The 14,731-nt window shown below is 70.6% G+C and carries 12 protein-coding genes; 4 read left to right on the top strand and 8 right to left on the bottom strand.

Features of this window, described 5'->3' with window-relative positions; translation table 11 throughout:
• Positions 1-17 precede the first annotated feature (17 nt).
• The gene (locus ATK30_RS34850) at positions 18-3,278 is read right to left on the bottom strand and encodes a GH92 family glycosyl hydrolase (RefSeq protein WP_101439025.1); all 3,261 of its coding nucleotides are present in this window, start codon (positions 3,276-3,278) and stop codon (positions 18-20) included.
• A 309-nt stretch (positions 3,279-3,587) separates the two neighbouring features.
• On the opposite strand from ATK30_RS34850, the gene ATK30_RS45160 reads away from it, so the two are divergent.
• Positions 3,588-3,755 (top strand): hypothetical protein, encoded by a 168-nt coding sequence (locus tag ATK30_RS45160; RefSeq protein ID WP_158242546.1) that lies wholly within the window; start codon positions 3,588-3,590, stop codon positions 3,753-3,755.
• A 12-nt stretch (positions 3,756-3,767) separates the two neighbouring features.
• Here ATK30_RS45160 and ATK30_RS34855 read toward each other — a convergent pair whose 3' ends face one another.
• On the bottom strand, positions 3,768-5,102 hold the full coding sequence (locus ATK30_RS34855; protein WP_101439026.1) for an MFS transporter: 1,335 nt from the start codon (positions 5,100-5,102) through the stop codon (positions 3,768-3,770).
• Positions 5,103-5,183: 81 nt separating this feature from the next.
• Entirely contained in the window at positions 5,184-5,996 is an 813-nt protein-coding gene (locus tag ATK30_RS34860) for an enoyl-CoA hydratase/isomerase family protein (RefSeq protein ID WP_101439027.1), read from the bottom strand.
• 169 nt (positions 5,997-6,165) lie between these two features.
• Here ATK30_RS34860 and ATK30_RS34865 point away from each other — a divergent pair, with 169 nt between their 5' ends.
• Entirely contained in the window at positions 6,166-6,843 is a 678-nt protein-coding gene (locus ATK30_RS34865; RefSeq protein ID WP_101439028.1) for a GntR family transcriptional regulator, read from the top strand.
• A gap of 9 nt (positions 6,844-6,852) precedes the next feature.
• On the opposite strand, the gene ATK30_RS34870 is transcribed toward ATK30_RS34865, so the two are convergent.
• Positions 6,853-9,636, bottom strand: coding sequence for an FAD-binding and (Fe-S)-binding domain-containing protein (locus ATK30_RS34870; protein WP_101439029.1), 2,784 nt, complete (start codon positions 9,634-9,636; stop codon positions 6,853-6,855).
• 54 nt (positions 9,637-9,690) lie between these two features.
• On the opposite strand from ATK30_RS34870, the gene ATK30_RS34875 reads away from it, so the two are divergent.
• On the top strand, positions 9,691-10,473 hold the full coding sequence (locus ATK30_RS34875) for a FadR/GntR family transcriptional regulator (protein ID WP_101439030.1): 783 nt from the start codon (positions 9,691-9,693) through the stop codon (positions 10,471-10,473).
• A gap of 5 nt (positions 10,474-10,478) precedes the next feature.
• Positions 10,479-10,823 (top strand): DUF3140 domain-containing protein, encoded by a 345-nt coding sequence (locus ATK30_RS34880; protein ID WP_101441225.1) that lies wholly within the window; start codon positions 10,479-10,481, stop codon positions 10,821-10,823.
• A 660-nt stretch (positions 10,824-11,483) separates the two neighbouring features.
• Here ATK30_RS34880 and ATK30_RS34885 read toward each other — a convergent pair.
• From ATK30_RS34885 to ATK30_RS34900, 4 genes are all read right to left on the bottom strand, one after another.
• Entirely contained in the window at positions 11,484-11,789 is a 306-nt protein-coding gene (locus tag ATK30_RS34885) for a MoaD/ThiS family protein (RefSeq protein WP_101439031.1), read from the bottom strand.
• A complete protein-coding gene (locus ATK30_RS34890) occupies positions 11,786-12,901 on the bottom strand; it encodes a WD40/YVTN/BNR-like repeat-containing protein (protein ID WP_101439032.1) in 1,116 nt (371 codons plus the stop codon). Before ATK30_RS34890 ends, ATK30_RS34885 begins: the two co-directional genes overlap by 4 nt.
• 33 nt (positions 12,902-12,934) lie before the next feature.
• Positions 12,935-13,729 carry a helix-turn-helix transcriptional regulator gene (locus ATK30_RS34895; protein ID WP_101439033.1) on the bottom strand — a complete coding sequence of 265 codons (795 nt, stop codon included), beginning with the start codon at positions 13,727-13,729 and terminating at the stop codon, positions 12,935-12,937.
• A gap of 421 nt (positions 13,730-14,150) precedes the next feature.
• On the bottom strand, positions 14,151-14,723 hold the full coding sequence (locus tag ATK30_RS34900; RefSeq protein ID WP_101439034.1) for a CGNR zinc finger domain-containing protein: 573 nt from the start codon (positions 14,721-14,723) through the stop codon (positions 14,151-14,153).
• Between the last annotated feature and the right edge of the window lie 8 nt (positions 14,724-14,731).

Here is a 14,731-nt window from a genome sequence, read left to right on the forward strand (position 1 = left end):
GGCGAACCCGGCCGGGCTCAGGCCAGGGTGATCGCGTAGAGCTGCACGCGCGGGTCGTTCGGCAGGCTCACCGACTGGACGGTCTTGGCGCCGTCCACTGTGGAGGTGAGGCCGAACAGCCGCACCGGCGGGCCGTCGATACCGCTGCCCGCCTTGATGCGGTGCGGCATGTCGAGCACGACAGTCGTGCCGGACGGCGTCGAACCGGCCCAGTCGCCGAACGTCACCGGAAGATCCGCGCTGGAGCCGTCGCTGTAGTGCACGGTCAGCGAGGTGGACACCGGGCCGTTGTGCGACGAGCCGATCAGCTGCATCGCCTGGTGCTTTCCGGCGGGCAGCAGCAGCGATTGCCCGCGTGCTTCCACGAAGTTCACCGCGGTGCCAGTGGGATCCGGCGCCGCGTAGGTGACTCCATTGTGGACGAAAGGTCCGGCTGGCGGCATCAGGTCAGCGTCGTAACTCCAGCCGCTGCCGTCGAAGTTGCCCTCCGTGGACGCCGCGACGGTCGCGGTCCCGTCGTGGTTGCGGTCGTGGCTGAGATCGACCGCGCACTGGGTTCCGGACGTCGTCGCACACACCGTCGGTTCGCGGACTTCGATGCTCGCGGTGCGGGTGACAGTATTCGCTCCCGGCCCGGAGGCCTTGAGCTGCACCGAGTACGTGCCGACCGGGGTATTGGCCGGAACGGTCACCGTGACCGGCGCGGTCTTCTGCGTCGGCAGCTGGGAGGACCACAACAGCTGCAGCGGTTCGGTCCGCACCTGCCAGCCGGACGGTGCCGACGAGGTCACGAAAACCGGCTGGGCGCCGGGATTCTGGCCGAGCACGTCGAGGTTCAAGTGGACAGTCTGCGCCGCCGATTGCTGGGGCAGCACGACCGAACTCGGCCGCAGCGTCGCGTCCACATGCCGGCGCAGATCGCCGGTCGCCTTGTTCACCGACGGCGGTTCCGTGCCCGGCTGGGTGCCCCAGGAGGACGGTGTCGCACCGACCTGGTAGGCGAGTTCGCCGCCGTGCGAGACTGCGGACCAGTCGAGCCAGGTCTGCCGGACGTCCCGGCCGTTGAGCGAAACGCTTTGTACGTAACGGTTCGTGTCGCTCGCGCCGGGCGCGGTGACGGTGAGCGTGCCGCCTTGCCTGCCCTCGTACTGTCCGATCTGGACGGTCGCCGAGTCGAACTGGGGACTGGACACCGCGAGGAAGTTCGCGCCGCTCATCGTCGGGTAGAGACCGAGCGAGGAGAAGACGTACCAGGCGGACATCGTGCCGAGGTCGTCGTTGCCGGTCATGCCGTCCGGGCCGGTGGTGAACAGCGTCATCGCCGCGCGGACGACGGTCGCGGTCTTCGCCGGCGCGCCGACCCAGTTGTACATGTACGGGGACAGCAGGTCGGGCTCGTTGTTGGGGTTGTAGGTGGCCTTGGCGTAGTAGTCGTACGGGCTGGCGATCCAGTCGTTGCGCGTGGTGCCCGCCGGGTCCTTGAGCAGGTTGTCGTAGGCGAAGAAGGAGTCGAGCCGTTTTTCGGTCGCCTGCTTGCCGCCCATCAGGTCGGCGAGCCCGGCCGGATCCTGCGGGACGAGCCATTGGTACTGGTAGGCGCCGCCTTCGTGGAACTGGTGGTCGGCGTCGACCGGGTTGTACGGCGTGAGCCAGGTGCCGTCAGTGGTGCGCGGGCGGAACTGCTTGTCCGCGGCGTTCCAGACGTTGCGGTACCACTGGCCGCGGTCGGCGAACATGCGCGCGTCTTCCTGATGGCCCAATCCCTTGGCCATCAACGCGAGCGCGGCGTCGGCGGCGGAGTACTCCATGGTCGCCGAGGTCGGATGCTCGCAGTCGTTGTCGCCGCCCTTGGCCGCGCAGTCCTTGCCGAGCGTGAGTCCGCTCGGGATGTAACCGCGGTCGTTGTAGTAATTCACGCCGGAGCGCCCGTTGTACGGCGAATCGGCGGGCGGCGTGGTGGTCGCGTTCTTCTTGAGCAGCGCGTACGCCTCGTCCTCGTGGCCGGCCAGCAAACCCTTCGACCAGGCCTCGACGAGGAACGGCGTCACCGGGTCGCCGGTCATGATGTTGGTTTCGCTGCCCGCCAGCGCCCATCTCGGCAGCCAGCCGCCGTCGCGGCCGATCGCTACGACCGAGAGCGCGACGTCTCGGGCCACCTGCGGTTCCAGCATTTCGAGCAACTGGTTCTGCGGACGGTAGGTGTCCCACAGCGAGAAGTTCTGATACGGCGTGTACCCGTCAGCGCGGTGAACCTTGCCGTCGAAACCGGCGTAGTCGCCGCTGAGGTCGCCAGCCAGGTTCGGATGCAGCTGCGCGTGGTAGAGCGCGGTGTAGAAAGCGGTCTGCCGTTCGACGGTGCCGCCGCTGATCTTGATCGCGCCGAGCCGGTCCGCCCACTGCTTGCGCAGGGCGGCGCGGGTGGCGTCGAAGTCGTAGCTGTCGCCGGTTTCTTTCGCGAGATTGTCCCGCGCACCAGCGAGACCGGTGTACGAGAGGCCTACTTTCAGGACGACATCGTGGTCAGTGGCAGCGTCGAAGCTGACCCACGCGCCGTTGCCGCCGGTGCCGGCGGCGTCGCGGCTGCCCGCGGTGCGGGTGGTGCCGCGCCAGGTGCCGTACGAGGCGAACGGACGGTCGAAAGTGGCGGTGAAGTAGACGGTGTGCTCGTCGTGCCCGGCGCAGAAGCCGCCCGCGCGCACGCGACCCTCGAGGGTCCGGTCGCCGACGACGTGGATCTCGGAATCCTTCACGGACTGGTTCGCCTGGCCGGTGTTGAACAGCACGTTGGCCTGGCCGGTCGACGGGAAGGTGTACCGCTGCCAGCCGGTGCGCGGGGTGGCGGTCAGCTCGGCATTGACGCCGTACTTCTTCAGCCCGACGCGGTAGTAGCCGGGTTCGGCCTTCTCGTCGTCGTGGCTGTACTCGGATTTGTAGGCGTTCTTGTCGACGGAATCGACGGCGCCGGTGGTCGGCATGACCGGCAGCTCGCCCATCACGCCGCAGCCGACGCCGGAGAGGTGCGTCTGGCTGAAGCCGTAGATCGTGTTCTGCTGGTAGTCGTAGCCGCCTTGGCCGCCGGTGTCGGGGCTGACCTGCACCATGCCGAAGGGTGCGCTGGCTCCGGGGAAGGTGTTGCCGAAGTTCTGCGTGCCGACGAACGGATTGACCAGCGACACCGGATCCGCCGCCGCCGCGCTCGCCGGGGTGCCGGACACCAGCCCGGCCACCACGAAGCCCGCCGCCGCGATCGCGGCCACCCGTCTCTTCTGCGACCACATGGACGCGCTACCTCCAGGGCTGACAACGTTGTCATCGTGCGAGCCGGTGCGGAGGCGACCGGCTGCTGAGCAGCTTGTCATCCCGCCGCGGGTTTGAGAAGGCCGACAACGGGACAGCTTCCGGCCCGCCGTTCCCGGCCCGCCGTTCGGGAAAGCCACGCCGTGGTACCGGCCGCTCCGGCAGCCGAAGCACCGCCAGGGTGCCGCCGGTGGGCAGGTTTCCCGAATTCCAGCTTCGCGCCCAGCACCAGCGGCTGCGCTCGTCCACCCGAACCCCTGCTGCGGCCGCGTGCTCATGATCGGCGTCCGATGGTGCTGCTCGGCGCCCTGCTGATCACTCTGGGCCGCTCGCTCGGCCGTCGCGCCGTGGCCCGCCCGCCGCGGCCTGGCGGGATGGCTTTCACTGGGTATGCGGCGCATTTCGAGGTCCTGAAGCCGTACTCCTTCGTGCACCGGGCGACGCTGCTCGCGCCCTGACCGCGGTTTCCTTCACGCACTCGTCGAGACCAGTGCGGGTCGGCGGGTCGCCAGCAGAGTGCACCCGACCGCCGCCGCGTAGCCGAGGGCGACCACTGTCATCGGGACGCTCAGCGACATCGTCGAGCCCGCGGTGAGCAGCGTGCCGAGCACCGCGGTGCCCAGGGCGCCTCCGGTCTGCCGGGCCGTGTTCAGCACTCCGCTGGCCAGCCCGGTGTGCTCTTCGGGAGGCGTCGACATGGCGACCGACGTCATCGCGGGCATCGCGATCGAGCAGCAGCACAGCACCACGCCGCCTGCCATCACCAGCGGCAGGGAATCCGCCGCGGCCAGCAGGATCGCGCCGAGACCGGCGAGGCCGAAACCGGTCAGCATCGGGGTGCGGGGGCCGAAGCGGGCGGTGAGTCGTCCGCTGCCGGTGGCTCCGATGCCGATCGCGACGGTGAGCGGCAGCGTCAGCATGCCGGTCGCGAACGCGGACTGGTGCAGCGGGCCCTGGAGGAACAGCGAGAGGCACAGCAGGGTGCCGTAGAAGCAGAAATTGAAGAGCAGCCCCGCGGTGCTCGCGGCGGAGAACGGACGCGACGAGAAGATCGCCAACGGCAGCATCGGATCGCGGCGGCGTCGCTCGGCCAGGACGAACCCGAGCCCGGTCAGCGCTCCGGCGGCGATCAGCGGGAGGGCCCAGCCGGAGCGGCCGACCTGGATCAGCCCGCCGGCCAGCGCGGACAAGGCGAGGGTTCCGAGGACGAACCCGGACGGATCGAGGCGGCGGTCCCTCGACGGCGATTCGACGACATACCGGCGGGTCAGCACGACGGCGAGGGCGGCGAACGGAAGGTTGACCCAGAAGATCGCCCGCCAGTCGACCAGCGCGACGAGCACGCCGCCCGCCACCGGGCCGGTCGCGAGGCCGATGCCCGCGATGCCGCCCCACACGCCGAGCGCGTGCGCCCGCGCCCGCGGCTCCGGGAACTGCCGGACGATCAGCGCGAGCGAACACGGCAGCAACGCCGCCGCGCCGATGCCCTGCAGCGTCCGCGCGACGATCAGCACCGGAAGCGTCGGGGCCAGCGAGCACAGCGCGGACCCGACCCCGAACACGACGGTCCCGAGCACGCAGACCCGCCGCGAGCCGTACCGGTCGCCGAGCGAGCCCGCGGTGAGCATGCCCGCGGCCAGCGCGATGGTGTAGCTGGCGATCGCCCATTGCTCACCGCCCAGCCCGCCGCCGAGGTCGTGCCGGATCGCTTCGACGGCGACGTTCACCACCGTCGCGTCGAGTTGGACGATGAAGAACGGCAGGCAGAGCGCGATCAGTGCGAGTCGTTGCGTTGTCGCAGTCATGCGTCCAGCGTGACGCGGAAACCGTTCGGTGCGGGCCGAAGCATGAGATGCGCTGGGAGGAACAGGAGTCCGGCCGTCTACTTAGGACTCGTGCACTCGGGTGAAGTCCGGCTTGCGGTGTTCGCGGTGCGAGGCGAGGCCTTCGCGGACCTCGGGACCCGCGAAGCCGTAGAACTCCAGCGCCAGTGACGAATCGAAGATCGCGCCCGCGAGCTGCCGGTACCAGAGGTTGAGGCTCTGTTTGGTCCAGCGGATCGCGTTCGGCGCGCCATTGGCCAGTTCGTGTGCGATTTCCCGGGCGGTGGGCAGCAGGTCGGCCTCCTCCTCGACGCACAGCGATACGAGCCCGATCCGTTCCGCCTCCGCTCCGGACATCGGGCGGCAGGTCATCAGGTAGTACTTGGCTTTGGCCATCCCGCACAGCAGCGGCCAGCACACCGCCGCGTGGTCGCCCGCCGCGACGCCGAGCCGGGTGTGCCCGTCGATGATCTTCGCATTGGCGGCGACCACGGAGATGTCCGACAGCAGCCCGGCGACCAGCCCTGCCCCGACGGCTGGGCCGTGGATCGCGGACACGGTCGGTTTGGAGCAGTCGATGACGTTGTAGACCAGGTCGCGAGCCTCGCGCATGGTGCGGGAACGGGCCTCGAAGTCGTTCGCGAGCTTCTCGACCAGGTCGAATGAGCCGCCCGCGGAGAACCCCTTGCCTTCGCCGCGCAGCAGGACGGCTTTCACCGCGGGGTCGCGGTCGAATTCGCGCCAGATGTCGGCGAGTTCACCGTGCGCGGCGTCGCTGACCGCGTTGAGGTTCGGGGCGTCCAGGACGAGTTCGATGACGCCGTCCTCGTCCGGTCCGTCGATCCGCAGGTTCTCGAACTGCGCGTAGCGGCTCATTCAGCTTCCCTCCGTCGTCCGGATCACCTGCGCCACCATGCCATCGGTTCGGACGCTGCCGCCAGAGTCAGGGGTCCTCGAAGAGTGCGACGGCGAGGCCAAGCGGGACTCGCGCAACATGGCTTATGCGATACTTTGTCTCCTGTTCCGTTCGCCAGAGGGGGAGGCGATGCCCGAAACCACGGGCGCGGCACCGCGCCGCGGCGGTCCGGCGAACCTGAAAGCGCTGGCGGCGCACGAGATCCGGCGACGGGTCTTCTCCGGTCAGCTGCGGGCCGGGGAGAAGATCGACCAGGAGGCGCTGGCCGACGAACTCGGCATCAGCAAGCTGCCGATCCGGGAAGCGCTGATCACCCTCGACCACGAGGGCGTGGTGGAGCACATCGCCCGCCGGGGCGCGTTCGTGGCGCAGATGACGCGCGACGACATCCGGGACCACTACCGCGTGTTCGGCCTGGTGTCGGGCCTGGCCGCGGAGCGCGCGGCGAAAAACCTGTCTCCGGAAAGCCTGCAGGCGCTGCACGATCTCGCGGACCGGATGGAGTCCGGAGCGGACCGTGCCGAACAGGAACGGCTGAACTTCGAGTTCCACCGCAGGATCAACTACGCGGCCGATTCCCGCCGGCTGGTCTCGATTCTGGGCATCCTGGCGAAAACGGTCACGCACGGGTTTTACGAGGCGCACGAGGACTGGCCCGGCAAGGCGCACGAAGACCACCGGAAGATCTTGAACGCGCTCAGCGCCCGCTCGGCGTCGCGGGCACGGTCCATTGTGGAGAAACATTTCTCGGACGGCGGAGACCGCGCGGTCGCTTTGCTGGAGAAACAAGGCTTCTGGGACAGCTGACTCCGGGCGTCAGCGCCGCTTCAGCAACTGTGCCAAGTGGACACCGCGCACGCCGGCCAGCTGATCGGCCTGTGTGCGGCAGGAGAAACCGTCGGCGAGGAACACGGCGTCCGGATTGTCGCGCAGGGCCGGAAGCAGCGCATTCTCCGCTACGGCAACGGAAACGTCGTAGTGTCCGCGTTCCATGCCGAAGTTCCCGGCCAGGCCGCAGCATCCGGCGAGAGTGTGCAGTTCCGCGCCGGTGGCGGCGAGCAGGGCTCGGTCGGCTTCGAAGCCCATCACCGAATGGTGGTGGCAGTGCGGCTGCGCGACCACGGTGACGCCGGACAGGTCGGGCGCTTGCCAGCCTTCGGTCTTGGCGAGGAGTTCGGCGAGCGTGGTGACCGCGGCGGAGACCGTTGTGGCGTCCGGATCGTCGGGGAACAGGTCCAGCAGGTCGGACCGCAGCACCGCGGTGCACGACGGTTCGACGCCGACGATCGGGAGTCCGGCCTGCGCGTAGGGACGCAGCGTGTGCACGAGATCGCGGAGCTTCCGGCGGGCGGTGTCGAGCTGGCCGGTGGTGATCCAGGTGAGCCCGCAGCACGGACGGCGCGGCGGAACCAGCACGCGGTATCCGGCGTCCGAGAGCACCGCGGCGACAGCTTCGGCGACCTCGGTGTCCATCCCGTCCGAGAAGGAATCCGCCCACAGCACCACCTCCGGACCCTGCTCGCGGATCCTGCGCCGGGACCGGGTGAACGGGCGGCGGGCAAACCTCGGTGCGCGGCGACGAGTGTCCACTCCGGACAGTGCTAACAGGACCTTCTCGACCGGACGGAACGACATCAGCGCGTTGACGACGAGCGGGCCGAGCACGGGGACTCGGTGCAGCAGGCGGATCCAGTCCGGCAACCGGCCCAGCGTGTAGTGCGAGACGGGACGGATCCGGTGCCGGTACTTCCGGTGCAAGGCCTCGGATTTGTACTGCGCCAGGTCCACTCCGGCCGGACAGTCGCTGCCGCATGCCTTGCAGGACAAGCACAGATCAAGCGATTCGTGCACGGCGGTGTCCGCCCACCCGGAGACCAGCGACCCGTTCGCGACCTCCTGCAGCACCCGGGCGCGACCGCGCGTGCTGTCCTTTTCGTCGCGGGTGGCGAGATAGGACGGGCACATGAATCCGCCGGACGCACGGTTGTCGGCGCGGCATTTCCCGACGCCGACGCAACGGTGCACCGCGCGGGTGAAGTCGCCGCCGTCGTGTGCGAAGGAGAATCCGCCCGCGACGACCGGGAGCGGAGGTGCTTGCGGGCGGCGGAGATCGGCGTCGAGCGGGTGCGGCCGCACGAGGACGCCCGGGTTGAGGAGGTCGTCGGGATCGAAGAGATTCTTGACCGCGCCGAACAGGTCGATCGTTTCGGCCGAGTACATCCGCGGCAGCAGTTCGCCGCGCGCGCGGCCGTCGCCGTGCTCGCCGGAGAACGAGCCGCCGTAGCCGACGACCAGCTCCGCGGCCGCGGTCATGAACGCGCGGAACACCGACGCGTCGCGTTCGAGGGGCAGGCCGAGCCGGACGTGCACGCAGCCGTCGCCGAAGTGGCCGTAGGGGAGTCCTTCGAGGCCGAATTCGTCGAGGAGCGCGTCGAAGTCCCGCAGATACGCGCCGAGCCGTTCGGGCGGGACCGCGGCGTCCTCCCAGCCGGGCCACGCCTGCTCGCCGGTCGGAGTCCGGCCCGCCAACCCGGCGCCGTCCTCGCGGATCCGCCACATCGCGGCGGCCGCGGCACCTTGGGCGAGCACGACGTGGTCGAGCGCCTGGGAATCCGCGACGAGACGCTCGGCGTTGTGCCGGGCCTGCGCTTCCGTCTCGCCGCCGACCTCGATCATCAGCCAGCCGCCGCCGTCCGGGAGCGCGGGCACGGCGCCGCGATGGTGGCGCACCAGGTCGACCAGCCGGGCGTCGAGCCCTTCGACCGCCAGCGGCCGGTGCGGCAGCAGCCCGGGCACGACGTCGCCGGCCGTCGCCATGTCCGGGTAGCCGAGCACGACCAGCAGCCGCGCGGGGGAGATGTCGACCAGATCGACGGTCGCTTCCAGCGTGACCGCCAGCGTGCCTTCGGTGCCGACCAGCGCGCGGGCCAGCGACCGGCCGTTCTCCGGCAGCAGGTGTTCGAGCGAGTAGCCGGACACCTGACGGCTGAACCGGCCGAATTCGGTGCGCACCAGGCTGAGCCGGGTGTCGATCAGCTCGGCGAGGCCCGGTACCGCGCTGGACGGACCCGCGGTGAACTGGCGTCCGGTGCCGTCCACGACGCTGAGCTCGCGAACGTTGTCCGCGGTGCGGCCGTAGGCGATCGCGTGCGGCCCGCAAGCGTTGTTGCCGATCATGCCGCCGAGCGTCGCGCGGGCGTGCGTGGACGGGTCGGGGCCGAAGCGCAGCCCGTGCGGCGCGGCGGCGCGCTGCAGGTCGGCGAGAACGACGCCGGGCTGCACGACCGCGGTCCGCGCCTCGGGGTCCAAGTCGACAATGCGGGTGAGGTGCCGCGAAAAGTCGATCACCACGCCCGGTCCGATCGCGTTGCCCGCGACCGACGTGCCCCCGCCGCGACTGGTCAGCGGAACACCGTGGCGGCGGGCGATTTCGAGGGTCGCGAGAACGTCGCCGGTGTCCTTCGGCAGCACGACGACCTGCGGGACGACCCGGTAATTGGACGCGTCAGCGGAGTACTCGGCGCGACGGCGGACGTCGGCGTGCACCTCGCCGCGGACGTTCGCGCGAAGGTCGGCGAGCAAGTCGGTTTCGGTGGGCATCCCGGGTCGAATCTAGGTGTTTGAAACAGTGCCGTCAATCCGTACGCTGGCCCGATGACCTCGGGACGGAGGGGACCGCCGCCGGGACTGGCCCGGGTGCGGCGCGTGAGCGTGGTGGACTCGCTGGTCGAAGAGATGACCCGGAAAATCCTCGGCGGCGAATGGCCTCCCGGGACCGCGCTGCCGTCGCTGCGGCAGTTCGCGGCCTCGGCCGGGGTGTCGATGCTGACCGTCCGGGAAGCGGTCCGGACGCTGCAGGCGCGCGGCTGGGTCGAGACGCGCCAGGGGATCGGCACGTTCGTGCTGGAACCCGAGGCCGGCGGCTTCGTGCCGTGGCAGCTGGGCGCTTCGGACGTGGCGGAGTACCGGGAGCTGGTCGAGGCGAGGGAGGCGATCGAGGCGACCGTCATCGCCTTGGCCGCCCGCCGCCGGACCGCCGCCGAGCTGGCGGTTCTGGCGGACTTGGCCGACCGGATGGCCGCCGCCCGCGCCGACCGGGACCGTTTCCTGGAGGCGGACGCGGAGTTCCACGTCGCGCTGGCCGAGGCCGCGCACAACCGGATCCTGCTGCGCAGCATGCTCGCGATCCGCCTCCCGCTGCGCCGCCTGATGGCCGACCGGCTCCTCCAGGAACTCGCCGATCACGGCGACCTCGCCCGGTCGTGGGAGGACCACCGGGCGATCGCGGAGGCCGTGCGGGCGGGCGACCCGGAGCCGGGATGTGCCGCGCTGGCTCGGATTGCCGCGCGCGCCCGGTCCTATGTGGACTCGACGCTGCCGGGTTTGCCTGCCCGCCGTCCGGGTAACCGGAATCCCGACGACGACGCCGGGAGGTGATCGAGATGGCCGCGCACGAGACCGTGGACGACGAGCTGTGGACGGAATTCCACCGTGTCGTGAACATGACCTCGCGGGAGCTGGCCGACTGGCTGCGCACCCGGGAAGCCGGACCGGAAACCGAACCGCTGCCGGACCGGGCGGGCCCGGCGACCGGCCGCAAGGTGCTGTCGATCCTGGGCAAGCGCAGGTCGGACGTGAACCAGAGCGACGTCGAGGTGATGCGGGACGTGGTCGACCGCGTGCACGCCTCGCGCCGCGACGACCTGGAACCCGTGGCGGGCGACGCGGGATGGCGGCAGGGCCTGATGTCGCTGGGGCACGACCCGGTGAAGCCGGTCCGGGACTGATCCGGCCGGGCTCTGCTGGATCTGCTGAGGCCGCCAGCTCGGGTGGATAGAGCGTTCGGCGTACCGCCGAGGATGACCTGGCGTTGCTGGTTCGCCCCTATGAGAGGCCTTCTCAGTGGTGGGGGACAGCCGGGCGTTTTCTCGCCAGCCGATGGGCTCCTCTCACGACGCGGAGGCCGGTGAGGGATGCAGAGGTCCTCACCGACCTCCGGTGAGGGATGCAGAGTCCTTCAAGCTCCCTTCACGGACATCCGCGGGAGCGGATGTGCGCGGCATCGCGTCTTAGCTAGTACCTCGCACTGGGCGAGCATTGCGCCATACAACCCGCAGCACACCGCATAGACCCGCAGCCATACCGCGCAACCCCGGGTGGCGTGGGACGCATCCCACGCGACACGGGGTCCTGCCCAGCGGAATCCAGTTCGGTGCCCGGTGGGCAGGCACGAGCGCGCGCCGAGATTCCCGGCCCACGCGCTCGCGCGCGAGCGTGACGGGTCTGCATACGAATGGCCCGCCGCAGGCTCGCGCTGGCGGCGATCCTCCCCGCGGAAGCCGCTCCGGTGCCGGAAACCCGGCCGAGCTGCGCAAGCCCCCGGCCTCGGTGCGCCCCCGGGACGCACCGAGGCCCGGGGTTCTTCCCCTCGGCCCGGTGGTTCGTGGTCAGCCGCCCGCCATGGCTCCGATGATCAGGAACGGCTCCGCTCCGGACAGGACCGGCGCGGGCAGCGCGGTGTCCGGGGCGGTGTTCGACAGGTCTTCCTCGCAGGCGAAGAACCGGACGAACGCCCGGCGTTTGCCGGTGGTCGTGTCGCGGACCGTGCCGCGCAGCTGGGGGTAGGTGCGTTCCAGCGCGTCCAGCAGGGCGTCCCGGGTCGGCGGGTCCTCGACCGGCAGCTGGATCTCGCCCTCGACCTTCGCCAGGCGGCGCAGGTGCGTGGGCAGCTTGACGCGCACGACGGTCGTCATCGCAGGGTCTGCACCTCCACCGAGCACACCGCGGGCAGGTCGCGCACGATCGGGGCCCAGCTGTCGCCCGCGTCGTTCGACGCGTAGACCTGGCCGCCGGTGGTGCCGAAGTAGATGCCCGCCTCGTCGCAGGAGTCGACGGCCATCGCGTCGCGCAGGATGTTCACGTAGCAGTTCTCTTGCGGCAGGCCGGCGGTGAGCGGCTCCCATTCGTCGCCGCCCGTGCGGCTGCGGTACACGCGCAGCTTGCCCTCCGGCGGGTAGTGCTCGGAATCGCTGTGGATCGGGACCACGTACACCGTTTCCGGCTCGTGCGGGTGCACCGCGATCGGGAACCCGAAGTCGCTCGGCAGGTTGCCGCTGATCTCCCGCCAGTGCTCGCCCGCGTCGTCCGAGCGCATCACGTCCCAGTGCTTCTGCATGAACAGCACGTCCGGCCGCGACGGATGCAGCGCGATCCGGTGCACGCAGTGCCCGACCTCGGCGTCCGGGTCCGGGATGCCGTCGGAGTGCAGGCCGTGGTTGATCGGCTGCCAGGTTTCGCCGCTGTCGTCGCTGCGGAACGCGCCCGCGGCCGAGATCGCGGTGAACATCCGCTGCGAGTTCCGCGGGTCGAGGATGATCGTGTGCAGGCACAGCCCGCCCGCGCCCGGCTGCCAGGCCGGCCCGGACGTGTGCTTGCGCAGCCCGGTCAGCTCCTTCCAGCTCTTCCCGCCGTCGGTGCTGCGGTACAGCGCCGCGTCCTCCGCGCCCGCGTACACCGTGTCCGGGTCGGTCAGCGACGGTTCCAGATGCCAGATCCGGGTGAACTCCCACGGCTTCGGCGTTCCGTCGTACCAGAGGTGCTCGCCCGCGCCACCCTCGTAGGCGAAGTCGTGGTCGACCTGGTTCCAGGTCTTCCCGCCGTCGTCGGACCGCTGGATCAGCTGGCCGAACCACGACGTGGACTGCGACGCGTACAGCCGGTCCGGGTCCGCGGGCGAGCCGGCGAGGTGGTAGACCTCCCAGCCGCCGAAGTGCGGACCGTCGACCTCCCAGCGCGTGCGGCCCTCGTCCGAGGTGAGGATGAACGCGCCCTTGCGCGTGCCGACCAGTACTCGAACTCCAGGCATGGCTTCTCCCTGACAACGGCCCTGTGACCTGGCTCAACCTAATCTCGCCAGCCGCGGCCCGCCTCTCCATTCTTGCGCTCCCGCCGACGCCAGCGGCGGCAGCGCGACCAGCACCGGAGGCGACCACGCGGGCGCGACGTCCAGCCGGACGTCCTGGCGCAGCGGCACCGGGCCGGCCCGGATCCGCACCGGCCGCGCGGCCGAGCCGACCGCCTGCACGCTCGGGACGAGCTGCGCCCGCGGATCGGCCGCCGACGGCAGCGCGCAGGCCAGCAGCCGGTAGGTGCCGGCGGGCACGTCGACGAGCGTGAACTCCAGGTCCGGCCCGAGCAGCGAGCCGCTGACCGGTAGCCCGCGCGCCGACGACGCGAACAGCCCGACGTACACCGCCGGGGCTCCGCCGAGCGCGGCGACCGCGGCCGGGCTCAGCAGCGCGCGGCCGACGACGGCCCCGCCCGCGCAGTCCGGGCCCGGCACCCGCACCGGTTCCGGCGGGTGCTCGGCGAGGAGGCCGGGCAGCTGCCGGAACCGGTGCGGGCTGACCCCGACCGCCGCGGTGAACCGCGTGGTGAAGGTGCCCGGTGCGGAGAACCCGACCTCGTGGCAGATGTCGACCACTTTCTCGCCGGTGTCCAGCAGCAGCTCCTTGGCGAGCTGGAAGCGTTGCGCGGCAAGGAATTTCCCCGGGGGCAGGCCGATCTCCCGCTCGAACGCGCGCGCCAGGTGGAACGGGCTGTACCGGACGTGGTCGGCCACGTCCTCGAGCGTGAGCTGCCGGGTGCGGCCGGCGGCCAGGAACCTCGCCGCCTCCAGCACGGCGTCCCGCATGTGCACACCTCCTCGGATGTGCCGCCATGGTAAATCCGGGCACCGACAATTCCGGGCCGTCAGCCGTCTTCCCGGCCGACGACGACCTCCGAACGGGGCAGCTGACATCGGCCAACGCCTACCCGTCGGCAACTCCGCGGCGAGCAGGGTGTCGCCGGGTTCTGCCGTCGCCGCTGACCTTTTCGACGGCCATTTCCCACGGTTCGGTGCTCGATCCCGCCGGATCGAAAGCACCGCTGGGGCACCGCTCCGCGTGATACCGCCCGTCCGGCACACGGCGACCACGGCCCTCACCGATTCGGGCCGCACCCGCAGTACTCGGCCACCGGAGAAGCGTCGCCCAGCCAGCGGCGCGCGGCCGATCCCCGCCGAAGACCGTTCTCGCGCGGCCGGAAAACCGAATACCCGAGCTAAACGCGGGTCACTCGGCGGCGCGGTTCTTGCGGTGGTTCGCGTTGAAGCGCGCCTTCTTGTGCCGGTTCCCGCACGTGTTCATCTCGCACCATCGGCGGGTGCGGCTCTGGCTGGTGTCGAAGAACGCGGCTTGGCAGGTCGGCGAGGCGCACAAGGCCAGTTTTCCGTCTCGTTCGCCCGAGATGATGCTGATCGCGTCGGCGGCGATCACTCCGAGGGCGTCTTCCACGGCGGTCGCCGAGCTGAGCTGCCAGCGCCGTTTGCCGTCGGGCGTCAGGACAGCCGCGGCGCGGCCCTGCGCGCTGCGGGCGTTGATGACTTCGACCGCGGCCTGGGGGAGCGGGTCCCGCAGCGCGGCCGCGGTCGCGGCGGCGTGGATCGACTCCCGCAGTTCCCGGGCGAGTTCGAGCTGCTCGGCGGTGCAGGAGTCCACCGCGAGGCCGCTCACCGCCAGCCAATCGGCGAGCCGCTGCGGAGTCGGAATGCGCTCGACGGCGTCGCCGCGGCGTTCGGTCAGCGTCGCCGTAAAGCTGGTCGCGAGCACGGTGCCGAGGCGGAAATCAGGGAAACCGGCAGGCATGGAACCAG

This window comes from Amycolatopsis echigonensis, assembly GCF_002846615.1.
Classification (GTDB): Bacteria; Actinomycetota; Actinomycetes; order Mycobacteriales; family Pseudonocardiaceae; genus Amycolatopsis; species Amycolatopsis echigonensis.